The 21,828-nt window shown below is 54.9% G+C and carries 18 protein-coding genes; 12 read left to right on the top strand and 6 right to left on the bottom strand.

Features of this window, described 5'->3' with window-relative positions; all coding sequences use genetic code 11:
• Positions 1–64: 64 nt before the first annotated feature.
• Together IE116_RS13910 and IE116_RS13905 are read right to left on the bottom strand one after the other, a co-directional pair.
• A complete protein-coding gene (locus IE116_RS13910) occupies positions 65–742 on the bottom strand; it encodes a MobA/MobL family protein (RefSeq protein WP_229828166.1) in 678 nt (225 codons plus the stop codon).
• 751 nt (positions 743–1,493) lie between these two features.
• The gene (locus IE116_RS13905; protein ID WP_229828165.1) at positions 1,494–1,850 is read right to left on the bottom strand and encodes a hypothetical protein; all 357 of its coding nucleotides are present in this window, start codon (positions 1,848–1,850) and stop codon (positions 1,494–1,496) included.
• 199 nt (positions 1,851–2,049) lie between these two features.
• Here IE116_RS13905 and IE116_RS13900 point away from each other — a divergent pair, with 199 nt between their 5' ends.
• Positions 2,050–2,382 (top strand): helix-turn-helix domain-containing protein, encoded by a 333-nt coding sequence (locus IE116_RS13900; RefSeq protein ID WP_189614639.1) that lies wholly within the window; start codon positions 2,050–2,052, stop codon positions 2,380–2,382.
• Positions 2,383–2,598: 216 nt separating this feature from the next.
• Here the strand turns inward: IE116_RS13900 and IE116_RS13895 are convergent, their stop codons facing one another.
• Positions 2,599–3,561, bottom strand: coding sequence for a DUF932 domain-containing protein (locus IE116_RS13895; protein ID WP_189613321.1), 963 nt, complete (start codon positions 3,559–3,561; stop codon positions 2,599–2,601).
• 768 nt (positions 3,562–4,329) lie between these two features.
• Here IE116_RS13895 and IE116_RS13890 point away from each other — a divergent pair.
• Positions 4,330–5,406 carry a Bug family tripartite tricarboxylate transporter substrate binding protein gene (locus tag IE116_RS13890; protein WP_189613319.1) on the top strand — a complete coding sequence of 359 codons (1,077 nt, stop codon included), beginning with the start codon at positions 4,330–4,332 and terminating at the stop codon, positions 5,404–5,406.
• A gap of 662 nt (positions 5,407–6,068) precedes the next feature.
• On the opposite strand, the gene IE116_RS13885 is transcribed toward IE116_RS13890, so the two are convergent.
• A complete protein-coding gene (locus tag IE116_RS13885) occupies positions 6,069–7,001 on the bottom strand; it encodes a LysR family transcriptional regulator (protein WP_189613317.1) in 933 nt (310 codons plus the stop codon).
• 86 nt (positions 7,002–7,087) lie between these two features.
• Here IE116_RS13885 and IE116_RS13880 point away from each other — a divergent pair, with 86 nt between their 5' ends.
• The 10 genes from IE116_RS13880 (at position 7,088) to IE116_RS13835 (ending at position 17,463) form a co-directional block, all read left to right on the top strand.
• Complete coding sequence (locus IE116_RS13880) at positions 7,088–8,080, top strand: Bug family tripartite tricarboxylate transporter substrate binding protein (protein WP_189613315.1); 993 nt, start codon at positions 7,088–7,090, stop codon at positions 8,078–8,080.
• Between the two features lie 70 nt (positions 8,081–8,150).
• The gene (locus tag IE116_RS13875; RefSeq protein WP_189613313.1) at positions 8,151–9,122 is read left to right on the top strand and encodes a PDR/VanB family oxidoreductase; all 972 of its coding nucleotides are present in this window, start codon (positions 8,151–8,153) and stop codon (positions 9,120–9,122) included.
• Positions 9,123–9,133: 11 nt separating this feature from the next.
• A complete protein-coding gene (locus tag IE116_RS13870) occupies positions 9,134–9,661 on the top strand; it encodes a VOC family protein (RefSeq protein WP_189613311.1) in 528 nt (175 codons plus the stop codon).
• Between the two features lie 2 nt (positions 9,662–9,663).
• A complete protein-coding gene (locus tag IE116_RS13865) occupies positions 9,664–10,119 on the top strand; it encodes a hypothetical protein (protein WP_189613310.1) in 456 nt (151 codons plus the stop codon).
• Positions 10,116–11,126 (top strand): fumarylacetoacetate hydrolase family protein, encoded by a 1,011-nt coding sequence (locus IE116_RS13860; RefSeq protein WP_189613308.1) that lies wholly within the window; start codon positions 10,116–10,118, stop codon positions 11,124–11,126. The genes IE116_RS13865 and IE116_RS13860 overlap by 4 nt, the downstream gene beginning before the upstream one ends.
• Positions 11,123–11,602: a nuclear transport factor 2 family protein gene (locus IE116_RS13855; protein ID WP_189613306.1), complete on the top strand. Its 480-nt coding sequence runs from the start codon at positions 11,123–11,125 to the stop codon at positions 11,600–11,602. Before IE116_RS13860 ends, IE116_RS13855 begins: the two co-directional genes overlap by 4 nt.
• Before the next feature lie 638 nt (positions 11,603–12,240).
• A complete protein-coding gene (locus IE116_RS13850; protein ID WP_189613304.1) occupies positions 12,241–12,633 on the top strand; it encodes a hypothetical protein in 393 nt (130 codons plus the stop codon).
• Positions 12,634–13,857: 1,224 nt separating this feature from the next.
• Positions 13,858–15,144: an ABC transporter substrate-binding protein gene (locus IE116_RS13845; protein WP_229828163.1), complete on the top strand. Its 1,287-nt coding sequence runs from the start codon at positions 13,858–13,860 to the stop codon at positions 15,142–15,144.
• 296 nt (positions 15,145–15,440) lie between these two features.
• Entirely contained in the window at positions 15,441–16,127 is a 687-nt protein-coding gene (locus IE116_RS13840; RefSeq protein WP_189613302.1) for a response regulator transcription factor, read from the top strand.
• Entirely contained in the window at positions 16,096–17,463 is a 1,368-nt protein-coding gene (locus tag IE116_RS13835; protein WP_189613299.1) for an ATP-binding protein, read from the top strand. The genes IE116_RS13840 and IE116_RS13835 overlap by 32 nt, the downstream gene beginning before the upstream one ends.
• Before the next feature lie 1,152 nt (positions 17,464–18,615).
• Here the strand turns inward: IE116_RS13835 and IE116_RS13830 are convergent.
• Positions 18,616–20,661 carry an ArnT family glycosyltransferase gene (locus tag IE116_RS13830; protein WP_189613297.1) on the bottom strand — a complete coding sequence of 682 codons (2,046 nt, stop codon included), beginning with the start codon at positions 20,659–20,661 and terminating at the stop codon, positions 18,616–18,618.
• Complete coding sequence (locus IE116_RS13825; protein WP_189613295.1) at positions 20,658–21,818, bottom strand: glycosyltransferase; 1,161 nt, start codon at positions 21,816–21,818, stop codon at positions 20,658–20,660. Before IE116_RS13825 ends, IE116_RS13830 begins: the two co-directional genes overlap by 4 nt.
• Between the last annotated feature and the right edge of the window lie 10 nt (positions 21,819–21,828).

The raw sequence follows: 21,828 nt of genomic DNA, 5'->3' as shown, positions 1-21,828 counted from the left end.
TTAACAATCAGGTTTCGCCTTTTTGAGTTGTCTTATTTGGAACGTTCGCTATTGGTTGCTCGATCTAGCAAGCAGTAGCAACTTCATCAGATTGACGATTGTGAGCACGAGCTTTTAGGTAGGCCTGACGGTCGTGTTCTGGCAAGTTTCGTAGAAGGCTAGGGCCGAGGTGGCGTTCCGGTGGGCGGGCAATGCCTCGGTCTTTCAAAGATCGGTGATCCACACGCGCCGAATGTCCGGCCTGTTCCAGTGCTGCGTTTTGTAGATCGGCAAACTTTTTACGGGTCTCAATTAGAGCTTCGCTTACTTCTGCTCGCGTTTTCCCTCCAGTACCCTTTCTACGGCCGCCCAATTCGGGCTGTCGCGGATTGTGGCGCATGAACGTTTGAGAAGGGGGCCTCTCGATTCCATCGTCGGCTCTATCGGAAAACATTACATGGGCGTGCGTGTTGGGGAGGCCTTCAAGAGATGAGGTTGGACAATGTAGGGCCCACTGATACGGCCGCGGCCCTACTATTTCCTGAACGTAAGCAGAGACTAGGTTGAGTTGTCCCTGGTTTGAGCATTCGTTAGGCACCGCGATAATATGTTCTCGATATACGGCGCCATTCTCGCGTTCGTGCTTGTCTGCTTCTTTCCAAAATACAAATGGGTCGTCATGAGCCCAATTTGGTAAGTTACCGTGTTCCGTAGCAACAAGGTCATCTTTGGTTGCGAACTGGCCTTGTCGTGATATGTACATTGCGTGCGCTACCGCGCGACCCTTTTTGCCGGATTTAACTCGAAGGTGGAAGCTCGCCATATGTCCTCTGCAACGTAATAAAGCCAGTAACGTGGGACGTTCTGGCTTAATTTAGTAAACGAAATTGATCGATTTTTGAGAAAGGGTAAGTGCGCGAACGTTAATACCCCCCCCCTGATGCTTGCCATAGGCATTATGTTAAGACGATCAGTTTCGAACTTATTTAAAGGTGATCTATCTCGCTGTATTCTTTCTCCATATAAGGTAGGCACTATGTAAAAAATCCACACCGCTGCTAGGTGAACATCGGTGGCAATGCCTACTGCACTATCTCTACCAAAAAAAACTTTATACGTAAGAGCACCTGGCTACCAGCCAGATGCTCGCAGTTAAAGACTTAGATTGAGGTAGGCGGAGAAGATTAGGCAGGGAGATCCGAAATTCTAAAATAGGTCTATCTGCGACAGGACATCGCGTGGGATAGGGACCTATGCGCTAACTGCTGAGCGAGGCGCTGTGAGTCCTCTGTAGGGTGGGGCCTGCCCATCGCGGTCTCAAGTGATTCCAGACGTTGAAGGCCATACTCTTGTTCCAGACGTTCAAGTATGCAGTTGCAGCCTGCTTTGTTGCCTCCTGATTGCATGCAACTCGCGAGGAACTGTCCTTGAAACTTGGAGCTTGATCCAGAACAAGCAACCAAAGCGCCAAGCGCAATGGCAACAACAACAGTGCGTATCGTCATCTTCATTCCTCAGGACAAGACGATGGCTTCGCCAATGACAACGCCCGCCACGAGACCAAATAGCTGAGGGCCAACCGACCAAAAAAGCTTCAACCAAATTAGACTCGCCATGCCGCCCGATGTCATGACTACGTCTGGCTGCGCGAATTTGCGAACAGCATTGCCTACAAGCGCCCCTACCCAGCCAAGTAGCGCCCCAGCAATAACGGCCAAAATCTTCGCTCCAAACGATGCTCCTAGTACCAACGCCGCTGTATTCACAGAGCAAAAGAAGATAGCCGTAACTAAGGCTACGACTGCCCAAATAAGATTTGCATTGGTTAACGATTTGCTGTTGCTAGTTTGTTCGTTGCTATAAGCATTCATTTCTTTTCCTTTGGGGCAAATTCACGAGCGCTTTGCATCGGCTCGCAGGAGTGAAAGCAAGAGAGATCCGCCTCTGCCTTAGAACAACCATATCGGCAGTCAACTCAATAAGTTGAGTACCAACTTATTGAGTACTTCATCTTTGTTTGTTGTTGCCCAACTATGTAGGTCGGGTCACAAGCAAGTATTGAGGGAAGGTATGGAGGGGTTGGCGGAGGCCATTGGACGAATCGTTGCTAAGCGGCGCGTCGGTTGTGTACTTACGCAGGAGCAGGTTGCTGAGCACTTAGGCATCGGTGTCGAGGCCGTGTCTCGCATAGAGCGTGGGGTTGTGATGCCAACTGTGGCGCGCTTGGCAGAGCTCGCAGACATCTTCCAATGCAGCCTCGGTGACTTGTTAATGGAAACGAGTGTTAGAGCAAACGATCAGGCCGAGCGCTTACAACAGCTGATGGCAAAACTGAGTGCGCCAGATCGGGCTCTAATCGTAGAGTTGGTTGAACGTTTAGCAGGTCGTTTGAGCCGCAAGTAGATTGACGCCGCTAGTGTGGGCGTGATGCGCCATGGCACCGTGGAGCGTCATTGCGGAGTTGTTGGCGTGTTCTTGTCCGCAAGCGTCTATGGGTCAAGCTGTGCAGATACAGATAGCGGTCGCAGCCGGTTGTTACGGTGAATCTGATGGTGCAACTAACTACAGAGGCGTCGCTGCTGCTGAAAGCAACGCGCGGCGCCTCATAGCCCCTGTTTCTCAAGCAACCAGCAGCATTGCTTCATTCCATGCACGCTGTTTGAGAGCGGCACCTTGTCCGAACCATGCGGCATCGCGTCGATGATCACCGCTACGCGCTTGACGCTGGTGATCGACGAATTCCGTCACGCTGTTGACCAAGCCCCATGCGGTGGCCGAGGCCGACGATAAGGTTGCACCTCGCCCCTTCCCAGCGAACAGCTCGTGAGCTGCTCGGACTGCGCGCTCGTTGACCACTCGAGCGTCCATGGAGACTTCGCTGCCAGGATAGGTGAGCACTCGTCGTAGAAAGCCCTCTGCTGCAGAAGCGGAGACACTGCACTCCGAAAGTGCTCGCATGCGGGCGATGAAGTCGTCCCAAGTTGCAGTAGCAAGTCCAAGCTGGCGCTTCACAGCCTTCGGATCAAAGTGACTCCGGTGAGGCACCTTTACGACGCCTTGTTTTTCGCCAAGTGCAATCGCCAAGGTGTTGTTGCATACAACTCGGACAGACGTGAACTGGGCCGTGGTGGCCAACGTACCGTCGCACGCGGTCGCCAGCAGCAGATAACCATGGACTCGATCGTTGCCGGCCAGAGCGGTGGTGTGCCCTGTACGAGCAAGCGCCCAGAGTTTTCGGCCTTCCTTTAGAACACCCGCGGTTTCCATTTCGTAGCCGCCCACCTCCGTTAAGTCTCGATAGAACTCCAAGATCTCCGAGGGTTGAACGACTTGATATCGGTTCGAGACGATCGACAACGGTGCCTTAGTGTCTGACCGATATAGCACCTTCTGATCGGGAAAAACGCCATGCTCTTCCGTTCCATTGTCTTCGGTGTCAAAGCGGACGTCAGCCGCTTCGATCTTCCAATCCATTCCGGCTTGCTCTGCCCAGACTTCGAGAGGCTGTTTAGGTGCGAGTCGATTGCCTAAGCCATGCCAAGGCGTCTCGTTCACATAAGCCATAGATTGCACAAGGTGCATGTCGTTCCTTTTTTTTATCCGGCATAAAGGCCCGGCAGTCGCCGGGCGGAGTACCAAGTTGCGAATCCGCTTTAGAAGGCGTCTCGTAGGTGTTGGCAATGAGAACAATGAGTTTTTGGATCCCCCTCATCAGCGAACATTTGCCGAATGACAGTGCCAACTTCATACCCGCGGTTACTACCTGTCAACGCAGACGCGATGGCAAGCTCGAGGCGACGTAGATGGCTCCGGAGAGGCTCGTTTAGAGCTTCGCTATGAGTGGTCGTCGGTGCGGCGGTTATCAAGGCTCCGTTCGACTTGCGTAGTAACCCTGACACTAGACCCATCACGAGACCAAGGTGCCTCATGCGATCGAGAGCGTCGCGAAGCGGGGCGCCGCATTTTTGGCATTTGAGCGTGCCGCCCTGACTGCTTGTGCTCTGTCGATCTTGGTGTGCTCGCTCGGCCAGCTTAAAGGGCCGAGTACGGGTCGCTTGAGTTCGGTCTCTGTTCTTAATGCTCATAGCACCGACCTCTGAGACCAACTTCTATAGCTTGCAAGTCCGCTCGCCAGCGCGCCTATGCACACACAGATGGCGAACGAAACGAGCAACTCGAGGGGGGAAATAATCTGCATCTATACACTCCTGTGTTGGCGCAGGCCCCGTTTGACGCGCATTTGACGCGTAACGAAGCCAGCTCAATGAAGTGATATAGGTCTGAAAAAAAATGGGATTTTTATGCCAATGATGTTGTTGTGGACGTTCACATAACTGATGGCAGTTTCAGATGTTCGATAGCACCCAGTCGATCGCTTTGCCAACTGAATGCACAGCACTGATCACCAAGTGCAAGTCACGGATATCAACGGAATCCAGATGCTGCTCGATCGCGATCGGGGACGGCTGCTGCCGCAGGCGTTCGCGAGCGCCGATGCCGACGAGGTCTGTCTACCGGGCGCTTCGCGTAGAGCGTCGGGAGGCGCTCATAATCGGCCGCGGTGTCAAAGGGCTCACTCCTGATAGGAAAGGCCGATCGCTGGCTAAAGAACTGGCGGTAGCCTGGGGACAGTCGGTGATCTTCGAGAACCGCCCAGGCGCAAACACCATCATTTCGTCACAAGCCGTCGCGACAGCCGAACCGGATGGGCATACGCTCCTGTTCGCCATTGATGCCACGATTACGACCAATCCGCACCTATACAAGAAGCTGCCTTACGATCCGGTCGCGGACTTCGCACCGGTCACGATGCTGACAACTTTCGGCACGCTGCTTGTCGCCAACTCGAGTGTCAAACCAGACACACTGGCTGACCTGATCGCAACGGACAAGGCATCGCCTTCATCCATCAGTTATGCCTCTATCGGATTGGGCAGCCAGATGCATCTCGACTCGGAAATGCTTAAGTATCGGACCGGCACGCGGTTCATGCATGTCCCGTACAAAGGCATTCCGCAGATGACGCAGTCAATATTGCAGAACGAAACGCAACTAGGCTGGTTGGGCGTTTTTACAGCAAAGCCGCTGTTGGAATCCGGCCGTCTCAAAGCGTATGCCTATGGAGGCAAGAAACGATCGCTAATGCTGCCTAATGTTCCGACCTTCTCCGAGCTGGGTTATCCCGATGTTGGCGTGAATGTCTGGTATGGATTACTTGCCCCTGCCAAGACGCCGCGCGCGGTGGTGGAGCGCATCAATACAGATGTGCGCGCGGTGCTCGCCGACTCGGCTTTCGTAGCTGCGAACATGGAGCCAAAAGGCTACGAGCCGGTTGGGATGAGCCCGGAGGCATTTGCCCGTCACATCCGTGACGAACTTGCAACTCGCAAGACTTGGGTGAAGGTCGCCGGGGTCGAGGCCGAGTAAAGGCAGGACAGCCGCAGGTTGAAGCACAGTTAACGTGTGTATAAACTGAGCTTCGACCTGCCTTTGCCCAAAGACTACCTAGAGCCAATAAACAGTGGGCAATTGACTGTTCCGGTTATCACACCGACGTCGTCAATGCGCTATTCGTCTCGCCCAGGGAAAAACCTCTAAGAGACCGTATGGAGGGCTGGCTGAACTAGCTGAGCTTTCAACGAACGTCGCGTGCACGCCGCATTGATGTCACTAACGCGATACGGCGGGGGATCAGCCCTACGATGGCTGCGGCAGGCATCCTATCGACAGCCAGCGCAAGCTGAGACCGAGTGTTGCGGGAGCTGCCGTCATGCCCCTGGACACCATCCATTGGAACTTGATCCCCGACGCGGTCTTCGCGGGCAAGTCGACGCCCTCACAGAGCACGACACCCTATCAATTGTCTTGGCCAAATTGATCAAGTCTATGGGAACGTCGATGTGATCGCATCGGCCTGCGAACTCGCGAAGACCTGAATGCAGAAGACCCGGGGTTGCTGGCGGAACATCGCTTAAAGCGTTTGTTCGTTGCTTGGACATCTTCAGCGGTAGTGTCGTTCTACCGTTGACGTTAGCTAGCCCCCTACCGAACTGCCATCTCCTAGGGTGTAAGTTCGATCCGATGCGCAACTACGCTGAGCATGGCGCCCGAGCGCCCGGATATTCGTGGAACAACTCATGGAGCAGACGGCGGAGCCATACGTGACCAGCGTCTTGGTGATAGCGCTCGTGCCAAAAAAGATATACGGGAGTGCTAGATAGGCTGAACGGGAGCGGGTGAATCGTAATGTTCTGTGAACTCATGATCGACGCTACTGTTGCAGAGACTGTGACAATCAAATCAGTTCTCTCCAAAATGGCCGGTATACCGAGGTACGTCGCGACTTCTAACGCAATCCGCCGCTTTAATCCGTGTCGCTGAAGTGCCTTTTCAAGTGCTGAATTCGTGCCAGTGCCAGACTGAACAAGTATGTGTCCACACTGAGCGAAATGTTCCACGGTCAACCCGTTTTTGAGCAAGTCGTGATCCTTGCGTGCGATGCACACGTAGTCGTGGCGCCACAACTTCTGGCGATAAATGCGATGTTTGAATAGTGACGTGTTCCCCCACATCGCCATGTCGGCGACCCCCGCTTGCAATACGTGGGCACGCTCTTCCGGTGGTGCCTGCACTGCACGGATGGTTATTTTTGGTGCATCGGTAGCAATCCGCTCCATCAACTGCGGAAGGATCAAGGCGACCGCCACATCTGGCATCAACAAGGTGAACTGTCGGATAGACGATTCCGGCGAGAACACTGTAAGCCGTTCTATCGCGTCGTTCAGGAGTCCGAGTGCTTGTTGCACTGGCAACGCCAGGGCCAGGGCGTGCGGCGTCGGTTCCATCGACGATCCAATCCTAACAAACAACGGGTCATTACACAGATGCCGCAAACGATTTAAGGCATTGCTCACAGCCGGCTGGCTAATGCCCAGGCGCGCTGCGGCTCGCGTGACGCTGCGTTCGGCCAGTACGCAATCGAATGCAACTAGTAAGTTCAAATCGAAGGCTTGAACATTCATGACGCTTATTCCCGGAATAGCCACCAGTGATTGGACTAATGCGACCGTCAAACCTAGAGTAGATGAATAACTTAGAAGGTGGAGACATGATGATGCCCAAAGTTTTAGCTAGTGCAAGCCGGCGTTGCATCACGGCGATTGCAGCATGCCTGTTGACCTGTTCCGCCTCGTTCGCGCAAGAGTTCCCGACTCGAACTGTACGACTCATCGTCCCTTATGTGCCAGGAAACGGCGCTGATATCGTTGCTCGGATTGTGGCAGAGCAGCTCGGAAAAATCTGGGGTCACGCAGTTACGGTGGACAACAAACCAGGTGCAAGCGGCATCGTTGCGATGCAAGAGGCGAAGAACTCTCCAGCCGACGGTTATCACTTAGTACTGGGCGATGTGGGAACCTTGGCAATCAATCCTCACCTTTATCGGACGCTGCCTTACAACCCAACTAAAGACTTCACGATCGTCACCGACCTACTAACTACACCGTGGGGGTTTTTTGTCCCTCGGTCGGGATCAATTCAGACCCTTGAGGACCTTGTAAAAGCCGCCAAAGCACAGCCGGGGAAACTTACCTATGGAACGTCGGGCAAGGGTGCTCCTAACTCGATGGCCATTGGTCTGCTTAAGCTCAGATTGGGTATCAATATGCTTGAGGTTCCTTACAAAAAGACGTCCGAGGTATATACAGGAATCGCAGCCGGGCGACTGGACCTAATGGCTGGATCGATGGCAACGATCGATGCATATAAAGATCGTATGACAACTGTGGCGCTAGCCGCGGACGAGCGATCGCAGCATTTTCGCGAAGTGCCGACGCTCTCCGAGGCATCAGGCATTCCAGATTTCACCGTCACAGCGTGGGCGATGCTGGTCACACGATCCACTGTACCCCCGGCAATAGTCCAGAAAATAAGGGCGGATGTAATGCGGGTGTTCGAGTTGCCCGAGGTTAAGACGAGGATTGAGCAATTGGGTATGAAAGGGGGCGGTAAGCAGGACGTGAAAACATTAAACCAGTTTGTGGCTGATGAGGCGCAGCGATATGGCGCGGTAGTCTCAGCTGAGAAACTCGAAATGCAATGAGCTGGCCTCGTTTCGCACCTATCGACACTGGTCCTTTGCCGAACCTGCCAACTTGAAATGTGTGACTGAAATGAACATTGAAGATGAGTGCCTGAGCTTGGTTGTGAAGTCGATTCGACAGCGGCCGGCTTTTGTGAAGGAGTTCGAACTACGAAGTCCTAATGGACTCGAGTTGCCGCCATTTGAGCCTGGAGCACATGTGGAAGTGGTAACCGGCAACGGCACTTGCCGCGCCTATTCCCTCGTTAATCGAAGTGATGAACGTAACAGGTATGTGATCGCGGTCCAACTTCGCTTAGGGAGCACATCCGGCTCGCAGTACTTACATGACTTTGTAGAAGTTGGAGACCAAATAGAGGTTGGAACACCGCGGAACAGCTTTCCGCTGGATATCTCAGCATCGGAGTCAATCCTCGTTGCCGCAGGCATCGGGATCACCCCCTTATTGTCGATGGCTAGAAAACTGAAGGCGTTGAACTGCCGCTTCACGCTTCATTACATCGCAAAGTCGATCAATGAGATGTCTTTTCTTGACGAAGTGATGGATGAAGTGGGAGCCAACGCAGTGGTTCATCCCACCCGTGCAACGGGTCTGGGTCGACCTCGCCTGGACCAATTGGTTGGTAATTATGCCGTGGGCAAGAAATTGTACGTTTGTGGTCCTAGCGGCATGGTCACCGCAGTGCGGAATCACTGTGTTTCCTGGCCGGTAGACGCGGTGCGATATGAGTTGTTTGTTAATCGGCGGGGTGGAACCAGAAAGATCGCACAACCCGCCGAAAGCTTCCAGGTAATGCTTGCAAGGTCGGGAAGGGTGCTGAATGTGCCTGCCGACGCCACTCTTTTGGAAGTCTTAACCGGAGAGGGTATCCGCATCCCCTCCGCATGTGCCTCAGGATATTGCGGAACTTGCGTAGTTCCTCTCTTGGCAGGCAATGCAGATCACCGAGATACCGTCCTAACCCCAGCAGATAGGGTAAATCGAATACAAACGTGCTGTTCGCGGGCACAGAGCGGCGAGCGGCTGGTAATTGATCGATAAGGTGGCTAAAAATGAACGAAATTGACTTCCATAAACTTCCGTACCGATCTGAAAGCCCCCACATCAAAACAAGTTCAATCGTATGCGGCTTGGTAGCGTCGACTGATCTCGACGCCACTCAACGTTTCTATGAAGATATGCTCGGTTTAGAGTGTGTGCGCGTTTCCAACGAAAGGATGCTAGCGCGCGACGGCGCTTCGATCGTAGGTCCCCGTAAAGGTAACCCATCGTGGTTACTTGACGTTCGAAAGCGGGCGGAAATCGAACGTCCTCAGCGGGTGCTCCATCATTGGGGTATCGACCTCGTCTCGAAGGCGTCCGTTGAAGCTATGCACAATCGCGTTCAGACATTTCAAGCCGATTACGGCATAAGACAGATTTTTCAGCCGCAATTCCAGCACGGCTCATACGCATTCTATCTGCAAGATCTTGACACGAATTGGTGGGAGTTCCAATTTGTACCGCAGAGCAGAAAGGCCACGAAGTTCGTGGTCGGCGACTTTGTTGATCCTGCCTTTGATCGACAAGGAAAGGATTGAATATGGATAACGTAAAGCTACGAAATCCTTTCCCAACGGACGTTAGCGAAGGGCTGTCGCATGGGACTCTCGAGTGCTCCGACATTATTTCCTCAAGAGGGTTATTGCGGGATTTTCTCGGTTTGCAGACATTGCGGCACTCGCAGCCGTCCTACACTACATGGCGTGGTGACCCAGGCCAGTTCATCGCCTGCGTGGACGCAGGCCCCGACTTTCAAGCACAAGGTGTAGAAAATCGCTGGGAACTATCCGTCGAATCCGAATCAGATTTCAGCGCCGCATACGAAGCTGCTGCCGATGCGCTCACCTTGGGCAAATTCCGTCATGTAAGTGCAGTTACCGATCAAGATGGCTTTCCGTGGTTCTCCATCCAGGATCAGGATGGTAATTGGTGGGGTATCAGCAATCGCCAACGAGACTGGCTTAACAACTTCTTTGACAATGGTGCCGACCTATGAAGCTCCTTACCTTCCTGTTAGACGGCGGTACTGAGCCTGGGGTGATGATTGACGACACTTGGCTCGTCGCACTGAACCGGTGGCACGACGTCTATTCAATCGGCGAGGCCACTCCGCATTCGATCAAAGCCATGTTGGAGCAAGGGGACGGCGCCCTGGATTCGATTAGGTCTATTACCCATCAGGTTATGCAGATGGCGCCGAAAGAGATGGAATTAGCGAAGCAACGTCACGTTTTGCTTAAAGTGTCGGACATTTGCTTCGCGCCACCGATCGTCGATCCTGGGGTCATTCTTATGAGTGGCGGAGCTTATCGCAGCCACGCTTTGGAAATGAAAGTCAAAGAACCCGAGACCCCTACAGGCTTTATAAAAAGCAGTCATGCGGTAATCGGATCCGGGGATGCTATCCAACTTCCGAACGTCGCGCCTGACATGGTTGATTGGGAAGGCGAATTTGCATGTGTCATCGGGCGCCCATGCCACGACGTATCCGCGGTTACAGCTTTGGATTACGTTGCTGGATACACCATTGTAAACGACGTGTCTGCGAGAGATTGGGTGCGCGGCTTACTTAGCGCAGACGGAACTCCAATGGAAATCGCCCGGCGCGCGGGGCTTAACCATCTTGGCAAACAATTCCCGACATTTTGCCCTATCGGTCCGTTCCTTGTCACAAAGGATGAGCTTGATTTGGATAACGGCTTAACCATTACAACTCGCCTGAACGGAAAAACAAAGCAGTCCGCAAACACGCGTGACTTATTGTTCCGTGTGGCTGAAACCGTATCTTATTTTTCCCAGTGGCACCGATTTCTGCCAGGTGACGTGATCACAACAGGGTCGCCTGCTGGCGTCGGATTTGCAGCGGTCCCGCCATGCTTCATGAAAGGTGGTGACGTTATAGAAGTCGAGGTTGAAGGGGTCGGTATTCTACGAAATCGGGTCGCCGCGCCGAGTGGTGCAGTTGAGGGGCGTGCAGAAGAAGCTCTATGGAGACTTAAATGAACGCTGATTTTGTACTCATTCGCGATAGTGTGCTCGAAGACGAAGTACTATCCCGACTGCCAACGAGTGATGAAATCGCAGCGAGATGGTTGTGCCAGAATCTTCATTACGCAGGTTTTGCTTATACTGATTTTGGCGTCGCGAAGCGCATATTGAAATTCTATGCCCAGTCCTTTTTAGGGGTGGTCGATGGGGTTGAGATGGATTTCGAGGGGAGAAAAGCGGCGGCCGAGACGCGGGAGTCAAACAAAGAGAGAAAGACGCGTCACGTGGCAAGCAACTATCTCTTCAGGCTTGTTGATTCAAACAGCGCTTGCGCAATCTCCATTGTGTCGCTTTACTTAGAAGACGATTGCACGACTGTCGGCGTGACGCCACTTGTTCTGGCGGACTGCGCGGAGCGATATGTTAAGGAGGAGGGTATTTGGCGTATCAGCTATCGCTACCTTGAGCCGGTGGCTGGCGCTCCCCGCTAGGCCCGCAGCCAAAGAGTCGGTCGGCTGAGACCACTGATGGGAGACAAGACGTCGCTCAAGTCGGCAGGCCCTAGCTATCGAGATGCGCACTGCTGCCGATCGGCATGAAAAAAACGCAGGCGCGCTGCTACCAGCAAGGTCAATACGGTGCTTGGTCGCCCTAAGACGTTTTGAAGCTTGGTGCAGGGGGGCAGCATTAGCAGCGAATGTGGCTGCCTTATTTGCCCAGCGGGCGTGGCTGAATGGCGCACCGTCCGGTTTGGCAAGCGGCAGGTCGATGAAGTCTGCAATAGGCGTGTGGAGCGCGTGAGTACCGGTGGGTCGTCCCACTGCAACCTACCGCAGTTGGTGGCTGTCCAATGCTGTCTATTGAGGTGACTTATCACGCAAATGAGCAACGAGTCACGTCTGTTGATTGGCCGTTCAAATCCTGGAACAGATCAGTCGCGGCCGAAACGCTGCATAAGGGTCCGGCGGCAATGGGGGCGCTCATTCAGCAAGCGACGGTTGCTGGAAGAGATGTTCCAACGACGTGTGAAGCCCCTCAATGAGGAGCGGTTGCGACTGCTGGATACCGCCATTGCCGGTCCGCAGGAGCAACTGCTGCAGGGGTGATCCGGGACCAGTGATCCGGGGAATTGCGTCGAGCGCCGGCCGACAACGAACCCGGCGAGCATTCATCGCTCGTTCTGACTCAATTCCTCGCCCGTGTGTACTCCATTCCCGGCGAGAAGGACTTCCTCAAGGCCGACTACTACCCGGTGCGCAGGCGGTTTGTGCTTGCGCTGCAGATGTGCCTGCGAGGGCTTCCCTCGGACGATCTGCTGTGGCGCTATAACATGTTTGTTGGCCCGCTGATGTATGCGATGAACGGGCCGCAGCGGATGACCAGGCGGCCGTTGGTCTTCGGTATCGCGAAAAGCACCGTCAGGCCAAAGGCCTGCATTCGCCAGATGACTGCTTTGTTGGTCTCGGGATTTCACGCTCCGCGACACGACAGCGAAAGCGCGGCAAGTGGAGTGGCGCGATAGGCTTTGTACAGGCAGGTCACCCACCAAGCTGCAGGCGCGATCATCGGGTCTCTCGCCGGCTCAGCCCGAGAAAGGAAGTCCAAGACGGCGGTCTAGCTCCGGGCATTGAGATGGGCACGGAAACCCGCCCGCGCGGCTGGACCGAAGCAGCCGCGGTCAGCTTACCGACGACGACGGGATGACCGGTCGTGGAATTGCCCTTCGAGCAGCGCACGGGACTCAGATATTGAGTCTGATTTGGAACCACCGTGATGCATGGCCGTTGTCTATCCACCTTGATAGAAGTCACCGCAGCTATTTGCGCGCTACAGCGATGTATCGAAACAGCGAGCAAACGATTCCGCCGACTAGAACTCGGCCGATGCCGATGGCATCGGTTTTGCCTGCAGGTACCAAGTGGAAGACAGATGTCGCTTTCCCGCCATGCGACATAGGCGCGCCGGTTCTTGCTTCTGTAGCAATCCCTGCATCCGGAGGGACGTCTCAACATGTTCCAAAGATCAGAGAACCCTAGCCGTGCTGATGCGCATTGTCCTCGTCCCGTTGCGACGTTCCGACACGTTTGTAGTGCACGCGCTGCTTATTCTCTCTGACGGTATGCGCTCCGCGCTGCGGGTGCCCACAGACGTTATTACGGAGATCTGCATACCTGTGGCAGTACGCTGGCTTGTCTTCAGACTAGATGGCGGGCGAGTATGCGAAGTCCACCAGCACTTGCAAGAGTCTAGGAAAGCCGACGCGATTCAGATGTGGGTCTGAACTCTGGAGGATTCGCACATAGCGCTTTCTGTGGAGGCACGAAGACGGTGGCCGGAAAAGTAAGCGCCATCCGTAAGGATCGGGAAAGACACCTTGCCATACAGTGACGTTCCTCAGCGGGCGGAGACATTACACCTATCCCACCTGCCCGACCAACATCACCGCATTCCGCGCGGAATAGCTACTAGTATCGCTGCCGCGATAAATTTCCATCACTGCTGCACTCCGTGGTAATGGGGAGGTACCACGCCACCGCCTAGCGCGCCTCGAACAGCTTGCTGCATGGCCCGCAAGGAATGGGAGCGGGCCGAGTTCGATGCTACAGGGGCCATGCCTACTAGATTCAGAATAACGCGCACGCCGCTATTCCGGGCCTGCCCATCCTTGATGCGCGAAAACACTCGTTGCCCACAGCAATGCCAAACGCCGCTTGGCCTGTGAATCAACTCCTAAAATGGAAAAATTATGTCGAAAGTGTCCAAACTGCTGTTGTCATTTTCGCTTGCTCTAACGATCACTGGTTGCGCGAGTATTCCAAAGAGTGAAATCCCGGAATCCCGGTTCTCGTCGCTGGATTGTCAGTCAATTGCCGGTCAGTTGGATCAAGCGCAAGCAACACAGCAGCATGCTGATCAGGCAAAGCGTAGCTCCTGGAAAGTTATCATCCCCATCGCCATCGGTGTTCGCTATTTCAATGCGGCCTATGTGAAAAATGAGGCAGAAAATAGAGAAGCCCAACTCTTAGAGGAGCGCCAGGCGAAGGGCTGCCCGCTGGTTTCTGGTGCGACCGAAAGCATTTCAACCGTACACCCTAAGAAAATGACACCCCTATCAGTCATCTCGTTTCCATCACCCCATGATTGGCCCATCTGGGTAGCGCAGGAGCACGGCTACTTCGACCGCAACGGAGTAGCTGTTTCACTGATCCCAACCGCTGATTCGAAGTTTCAGCTGACCGGCTTGATTGACGGCAAATTCGACATCGCTATGACGGGTATCGACAATGTCGTCGCCTACATGGAGGGGCAGGGCGAAGCGCCCACCCAGGCAACCCCGGATATTTTCGCCTTTATGGGAGCTAGCAACCAGGGGTTCCTGCGGCTGGTGACCTTACCGGAGATCAAAAGCGTCACTGACCTCAAAGGCAAACAACTTTCGGTTGATGCTATGACGACCGGCTACGCATTTGTGCTGCGTAAAGTACTGGAGGAAGGCGGTCTGAAAACCTCCGATGTAGAGTTTGTCAGCGTCGGTGGACTGCGAGAGCGCTACGAGGCGCTGACGGAAAAGAAGCAGGCTGGAACGCTTCTTATCTCGCCATTGCATGCGGCAGCTCAGCAAAAGGGATTTAACGTCTTGGCCAACACCGAAGATGTACTCGGTCATTATCAGGCTTCTGTCGGCGCCGCGCGGCGAGACTGGGCAAAACAGAATGAGGCCGCGTTGGCCGGCTATATCCGCGCATACATGGACGCTACCGCTTGGCTACGTAATCCTACTAATGAGACGCAGGCAGTTGCAATCCTGAGGAAGAATATGCCGAGCATGACGATACCGATGGCCGCACAGGCATATGAAGTCCTGTTAAATTCGGAGAATGGACTTGATCCTCGCGCACAACTCGACATCGAGGGAATAGAGAAGGTCCTGGCACTGCGTAGCGAGTATGCCGAGCCAAGAAAGTACCTGTCCGAAGCCAAAAAATACTACGATCTGCAATATCACGCAGTCGCAGTCGGCCTAGAAAAGTAGCTTGAACACTACTGAAGCGAGTCCATCCACTACGCGCTTAGCATCTAATCCTCGCCAGTCACGGACTACCCACTGCACATGTAAGTGTTCAGTCCGGTAAGTGTTGAGTAAGGAATACTCAGACAATCGGACTTCTGAGGCGGCATTATCTCGGTTTGGCAGATGACCGATGCGGCCTCCTAGGTAAGTTACACCCAAGCTCTCATGAAGGAAGGGATGTCGGTAAATCAATTGCGGCTTTTATTTGATAGCTCAAGCCGGACTTGTGCGGTTTTCAATTGTCTTCTTGGTCTGCGATGAGTCGAATTCTTTTAGTCGAGGACCATGAGCGACTTGCCCAACTGGTTTGCAAAGGACTAGCGGCGGCCGGAATCGCCGTCGATGTGACTGATTGCATTGATGCGGCTCGGACCGCGATCCAGAGAGTGCCTTATCAAGCGTTGGTAATCGATCGCGGACTGCCGGACGGTGACGGGCTTGTCTTGCTACAGCATTTGCGCCGCGCCGGGATCGGCTTGCCCTGCCTAGTCTTGACAGCGCGAGATGCGTTGCATGACCGCGTGGAAGGTCTAGAAGCGGGCGCCGATGACTATCTCCCCAAACCGTTCGACATGGGTGAACTGGTCGCGCGTGTGCGGGCGTTGCTGCGCCGCCCGGTGGAGTGCCGTCCTCTCTACCCCGTTCAGGGTGATCTGACTCTACGACCCGATGCGGGCATCCTGTGCTGCGGGGACGAGAGCGTGACGCTAGCCTCGGCGGAGATGCATATCATGTTGCAGCTCCTGCGCAAGCATGGGGAAGTCGTACGCCGCAGCACGCTGGAAGCGGTTGGGTGGGGCTTGGGCGAAGCAGTCACTCCGAGCGCGCTTGATGTCGCCCTTCATCGTATTCGCCGCAAGTTGCTTGCTATTGGCTCACGCCAGCAAATCACTAATGTGAGAGGTATCGGCTATGTCCTTCGTGAAGCCGGCATGGCTCAATAGCCTTAGCCTAAAAGTGCTGTTCGCCTACATTGTAGGGGTGATACTGAGCATCCTGCTCGTGGTGCTGGGCGCTTTCCTGCTTACGACCTTCCACAGGGATTTCTTGCTCAAAAAGGATCTAGCTCAACACACACGAGATCTGGCTGACGCTGTCCGATTTGACAACAAGGGAATCCCAATTGGCCTAGGCGCCGACCACGATAGCGACCAGTGGATATATCAGAGCCTGAATCAGGAAACGGCCTACCGCGTCCTGGACGAGTCCGGGCGTTTGGTTTTAGTTTCTGCTGCCGGGGAGGAGTTCTGGCCTCCTAGCGAGGCTTGGCGGCCTGGACGGAACACACTGTCCTTCGAGCGCTCTGGAATACAGATGCACAGTTTCATCGAGCCTATCGAGCACCACGGAAGAACCTGGTATCTCCAGTTCGCAACCAGCACACGGTTGATGAATTTCATGTATCAGGAGTTCACTTTGCCGTTCATGGGAGCTGGGGTTGCTCTGTTCAGCTTGGTGCTCCTCTTCGTCTTCGGGGTTTGTGCATATGTCACCCTGGGATACACGCTCAGGCCATTGCGAGAATTGTCGGAGTCCGCAGCTTCGATCTCACCGCGCGTGCTCCACGCTCGGTTGCGAACCGCTGCGGTACCGCGAGAGATTGCCCCTCTGGTGGACAGCTTCAATCATGCACTCAACCGATTGGAGCGCGGATACCGCCTCCAGCAGGAATTCCTCGCCACGGCAGCGCATGAGTTGAAGACACCGCTGGCATTGATCCGTGCACAGGTGGAGCTGGGAGAAGATAGCGATGACCGGGTCTCGTTGCTCGGCGATGTCGAGCATATGACGCGTCAAGTGCAGCAGCTCTTACTGCTGGCGGAGGCTAGCGAGGTGCAGAACTACAATTTCGCACAAGTCGATGTGCAAGAAGCGGTCGAGGAGGTCATTACCTATCTGCAGCGCATGGCGGTGACTGCAGATGTGCGTGTAACCCTTGTTGGCGAGGCCTTTGGGGCGCGATGGCAGGCTGACCGGGGGGCGTTGTTCACTTTGTTGAAGAACCTGCTGGAGAACGCCATCCAGCATGCCCCGCAAGACACGGAAGTGCAGGTGGATGTGGGCCCTACCGTCGTGACGGTGCGCGACTGGGGGCCTGGTGCGAAGCCGGAACAACTGCCGCAACTGTTCTCACGCTTCTGGCGTGGCGCCCATCGCCGCGATCATGGCGCAGGTCTTGGCTTGGCAATATGCCAGGAAATCGCGCTGGCACATGGGTGGGCGTTGTCCGCACACAGCGCAACTCCAGGGCTGCTGCTCAGGCTAACTTGTAAGACTTGATGGAAGATAAGCAACAGGACGCTGAACGCGCTGCATCTCTGGTATGAGGGCATCGTCGTGTTGCGCTTTGGCGCCTCAGGATCTAGCGGTCCACGCAGCAGTGCCGCGTCTCGCCGAGAGCCCGACAGGGTGCCCCGATCCGCGAAAGCCAAGTTTGATGCTGAAGCCCGAGTTAGTGTTGTAGAACGTGTTGGCTCGGGCTGCCGCTGTGACCTACGCGTAAATGATAGGCAACGTACGTGCTGCCCGCTATTTAGCCACTAGAGCGAGGGGCTGCACATCCCCGCCCGTAGCGCCGTCGGGATACAAGATGCAAAGAATGAGGGAGCAGAAGCCGAAAACTCGCGCAGTCGATGCCGATGAAATGCTTGCGGGTTTGAGCGGCTATCCTTCTTAATCCCGTCAACCGCTACTTGCTGCAAACCAGTGGCGGGGCCGTCCCCGCCCGGCTCGAACACGACCGGCGTACGCTGCTTGCCGGAAAACCCGCAGCATCGTGCGTATGTTATCTCCGCGCTTGCTTATCGCTGGTAACGCAGATTCGGCGCAGGTATGAGTGGCCAAGTACCGCGCTGCCGGTCCGTCTGCGCAAGGTCGTGCAGGGTAGGCAGAACGACCTTCTCCAGGCAGTTCACTCGTTTAAGCTGCTGGCAAAGAAGGCCGGCATTGCCAGCGACGCCGTACAGTACACGGAGCCGCAGAAAGCTGCAGGCCAAGTAAATGCCCCGGAAGACGACCCTGACGGGGTGGAGTCCACGCCCTGTTACTTTATCAGGTCCAAAGGCGCGCTGGCGGTCTTGAAAATGACCGTCAGCGCAGGCATGTGCTCGCCTCGCTCAACCTTGCCTACGTGAGAGCGTTGAATATCGACCAGATTCGTCAATGGGTCCTGCGTCGTACCGCGTACCATGCTTAGCGCGCCCACCCTACACACTGAAGGCCTGAGCCAGTTCGGCGACGAGGGTAGTAGCACCGGGCAGTTGGCCACGCAGGACCGAACGCTTCTAAATATAAGGAAGCGTCGATTGGCGGCATAAGCAACACTAAATCCTGCCCGACCACAGCGGGCAGGCTTACTAGGTGCGCTGCCGCAGACCGTGAAGACGTCGAATGCTGGTGTACCCCGCGCCACCACAAACTCGTCCCATCTATTTAGGGTGTTTCTCCACCCGGCCGGTAATCATAACCTACGCGATAGTAGTAATTGGCGATGAATTTTTTGTTTGCCCCGGGCCCGTCCCGGATTAATGGGATTCGATGAATGTCTGGCTCGACTTCACTGAAATAATCTGCCAGCGTACTGGATTGCAGCTCCTCTTTTTTACGTGCCACCATAATGAAAGTCCGTCCGGAGAACTGATCGGAATTGGCCCAATACGCAAACATCAACCCATTTCCGCCGAAGACTACACCACGTGCTGTCACCTGCATGGGGGTCCGAAGTTTGTCCGGACGAAGCTTGGCTGCATAGTAGGAAATTTTTGAGGCGATGTAGTATTTGTCCATCCCAACAATGACTGGAGCCTGGCCCTTCGTTTGAATCAATCCATCGTTCACGTCCTGGATATGTCGCGTTGCCGTATCCCAACCATTGGAGCGCGCCAGCGACTGAGGATATGGTAGTCCCGGGAAACCTAGAACGGCGTAGTAGAACGCTGCGGCATTGAGCATGAACAAAATCAACAACAAAGGCCTCATCTTGCGCCAGATAAAGTCAGCTCCCCAGGTTTTCCCTCTCAAACTGTCCGCATGAAGAATGGCCCATCCGGCAACCGGAAGCATGGCGAGCCAGATGGGCGCCGTCCAGTTCAGGCGAGGTTCATGTCTCAAGGCATTCAAAACAAAGACCAGCATCGGTACGAGAACCATGCAGGCAATGAACAGCCTGTTCTGGCTTTTGACATGTTCCGACTCGTCAATGGGTCGAGATTGATGCAGCCATCGATTCAGGAACAGCAACGGCACCGCCAAAAGCGGAATCGGCGTGGCGACTAGCAGCATGTTCATCAACAAAATATGCAGGCCGAACGATGGCTCGTTGTATCTGTCCCCCGTCTGAAAGAGGAATGACGCCCAATCATGCTGATAATTCCAAACAATCACCGGCATAAAGACGGCAATCGCCAGCGCGACACTGGCATAGGGTTCCCAACGAAAGAACCAGCGCCATGAGCGCCGGTCCAAGAGCACAAAAGCGAACAGCCCAAGCGCCAGCAAGGCCATGGTGTATTTTGAAAGGAGACCGATGCCTATCGCCGCGCCAACGCCCAACCAGGCGGCGCGATTGCCCATGACCAACGCCCCGTGGGAGAAATAAAGTGCTGCGGACCACGCGGCGATCAAGGAGGCGTCCGGCGTCGCCAATACTCCTGCAACGAAGAAGACGGGCAGCGCCGCCACAAGGGCGGCGGCCATCACAGCAGAGGCCTTGCCCACCAAGCGCAACGCGAACCGATAGATGAATGCAATCGTGATCAGCCCGCAAGCAAAAGATCCCAGCCTGATACCCGCTTCCGTCTGCCCCAAGAAAAACTGCCCCATTGCGATAAGCCACGCGACAAGCGGTGGATGATCGAAGTATCCGATGTCGAGGTGTTCTGCGTAGTTCCAGTAGTACGTTTCCTGTGCCAGCAACGGAAACGTAGAGATGTAAACGACACGAAGCAGCACGGCAACCGCCAGGATCGCTAATGCGGAACGCGACATGAACGTTGTCGATGTCGAGGCTGAATCAGTTCTCGACTTCTCCATGAATCGCCGGCTTGCAGCAATAAAGGCCCACCCAACAGCAACGCCACTAAGATCTGCAAACCCTCCCGGGATACCCATCCCAATGGCAGTGCTGACGATGCCGCCGCGAATCAGCAGAGCGAAAATAGCAATCGTCAACAGCGATGGCCACAAACGTTCTGAACCATGAGCAGCCCACAGGCTTCGGATAGCGAGTAATACATAGCCGATAAAGGCTCCAACAAGATGGGCGGTCCCATGACTTGCCCCCAACTCGATGACAAAAAGTGTACTTGCGAGATCGAGAGTGACGGCAAGAGAAACCCGCCCCATCGAGTGCCATGTACGTGTCGGCATCCTTGTGCCGAGCTTTTTTTCAGAAGACACGCCGAAGAAGGAATTACTGCCCGACGTAAGAGAGTCGGCATTTTCGGCCACGCGGCTTTCGCCACAATGTGGCTGCTTCATTGGGCCTTCCTCCGCCAAGTGTAAGTCGACGTAAGGGCGTAGTTCCATAAGGCGCCCGCAACTGTACCTGCAAGAGTCGCGGCGATCCAGGTGGTGCTGGCATCGAACAGGTACGATGCGATGCCGACATTCGCAAGCCCGCCGATGCTGCAGGCGAGCACGAACGATCCCCAGCCACGCACCCAGTGCCAACCGCGCAGGCGCATGTCGCGGTACGTCAGGATGTTGTTCAACGCAAAGTTGCTCGTCATGGCCACCAGCATCGCAACTGACTGGGACCAGATAAACGGGCTCTTTCCAACCTCGAACAGCATGAACATTATGCCCAGATGGACGCCCACGCCGAGCACGCCCACCAGGGCGAAGTTGAGAAAGCGAACGGGTATGATCCCGCCGAGTCTTTTGTCGAGCACAAGCATGAGAAAATCCCATACGGCTCGGCTATCCATCTTGCTTTCACCCAAGCTCCTGCTGCGGAACTCATAGGAGAGTTCCATGTACCGTAGCGGCTGCGGCCCCGAGGCGAACAAGTCGAGAAGGATCTTGAAGCCGATTCCAGACATTGACCGCGCTCGCTCCAGAAAGGCTTCCCGCCTAATCATGAAGAACCCGCTCATGGGGTCGCTGAGCTTCGTGTTCAATGCCGTCCGAGTAATCCAAGTCGCAACGCGGCTCATTCGAGCGCGTCTCTCATCCCAGTCCCCAATGTCTCCATCGGCGCCATAGCGGCTTCCAATCACCACATCGATGTCCGTGCACAGCAAGTTATCCAACATTTCCGGAAGCAGGTTCTCGTCATGTTGAAGGTCGCCATCCATGACGGCGAAATACTTCGCCGTGCTCGCAAGCATGCCCTCGACACATGCCGAAGAGAGCCCTCGTCTACCGATGCGCTGCACGCAGCGCACACGCTGGTCAAGATTCCCGAGTTGACGCACAAGGTCAGCGGTTCCGTCGGGCGAATCGTCATCGACGAATATGACTTCCCAGGAATAGTCCACGAGAGTGGCCTTTAGCCTCCGGACTATTTCCTGCACATTGTCCCGCTCGTTGAACACTGGAACGATGACGGCCAATTCGGGGCCGGGAGCCGTTTTTATGCTGTGGAACGCAGGCCATTCGGCAGCTGTTTGAAGAAGCTGTTCCTCTCGAAACATACTAGCCCTC

The sequence above is a fragment of the Pigmentiphaga litoralis genome (genome assembly GCF_014651835.1).
In the GTDB taxonomy this organism is placed as follows: Bacteria; Pseudomonadota; Gammaproteobacteria; order Burkholderiales; family Burkholderiaceae_B; genus Pigmentiphaga; species Pigmentiphaga litoralis.
The sequence above is the reverse complement of the archived record's forward strand: the minus strand, read 5'-3'. Positions and strand labels throughout refer to the sequence as shown.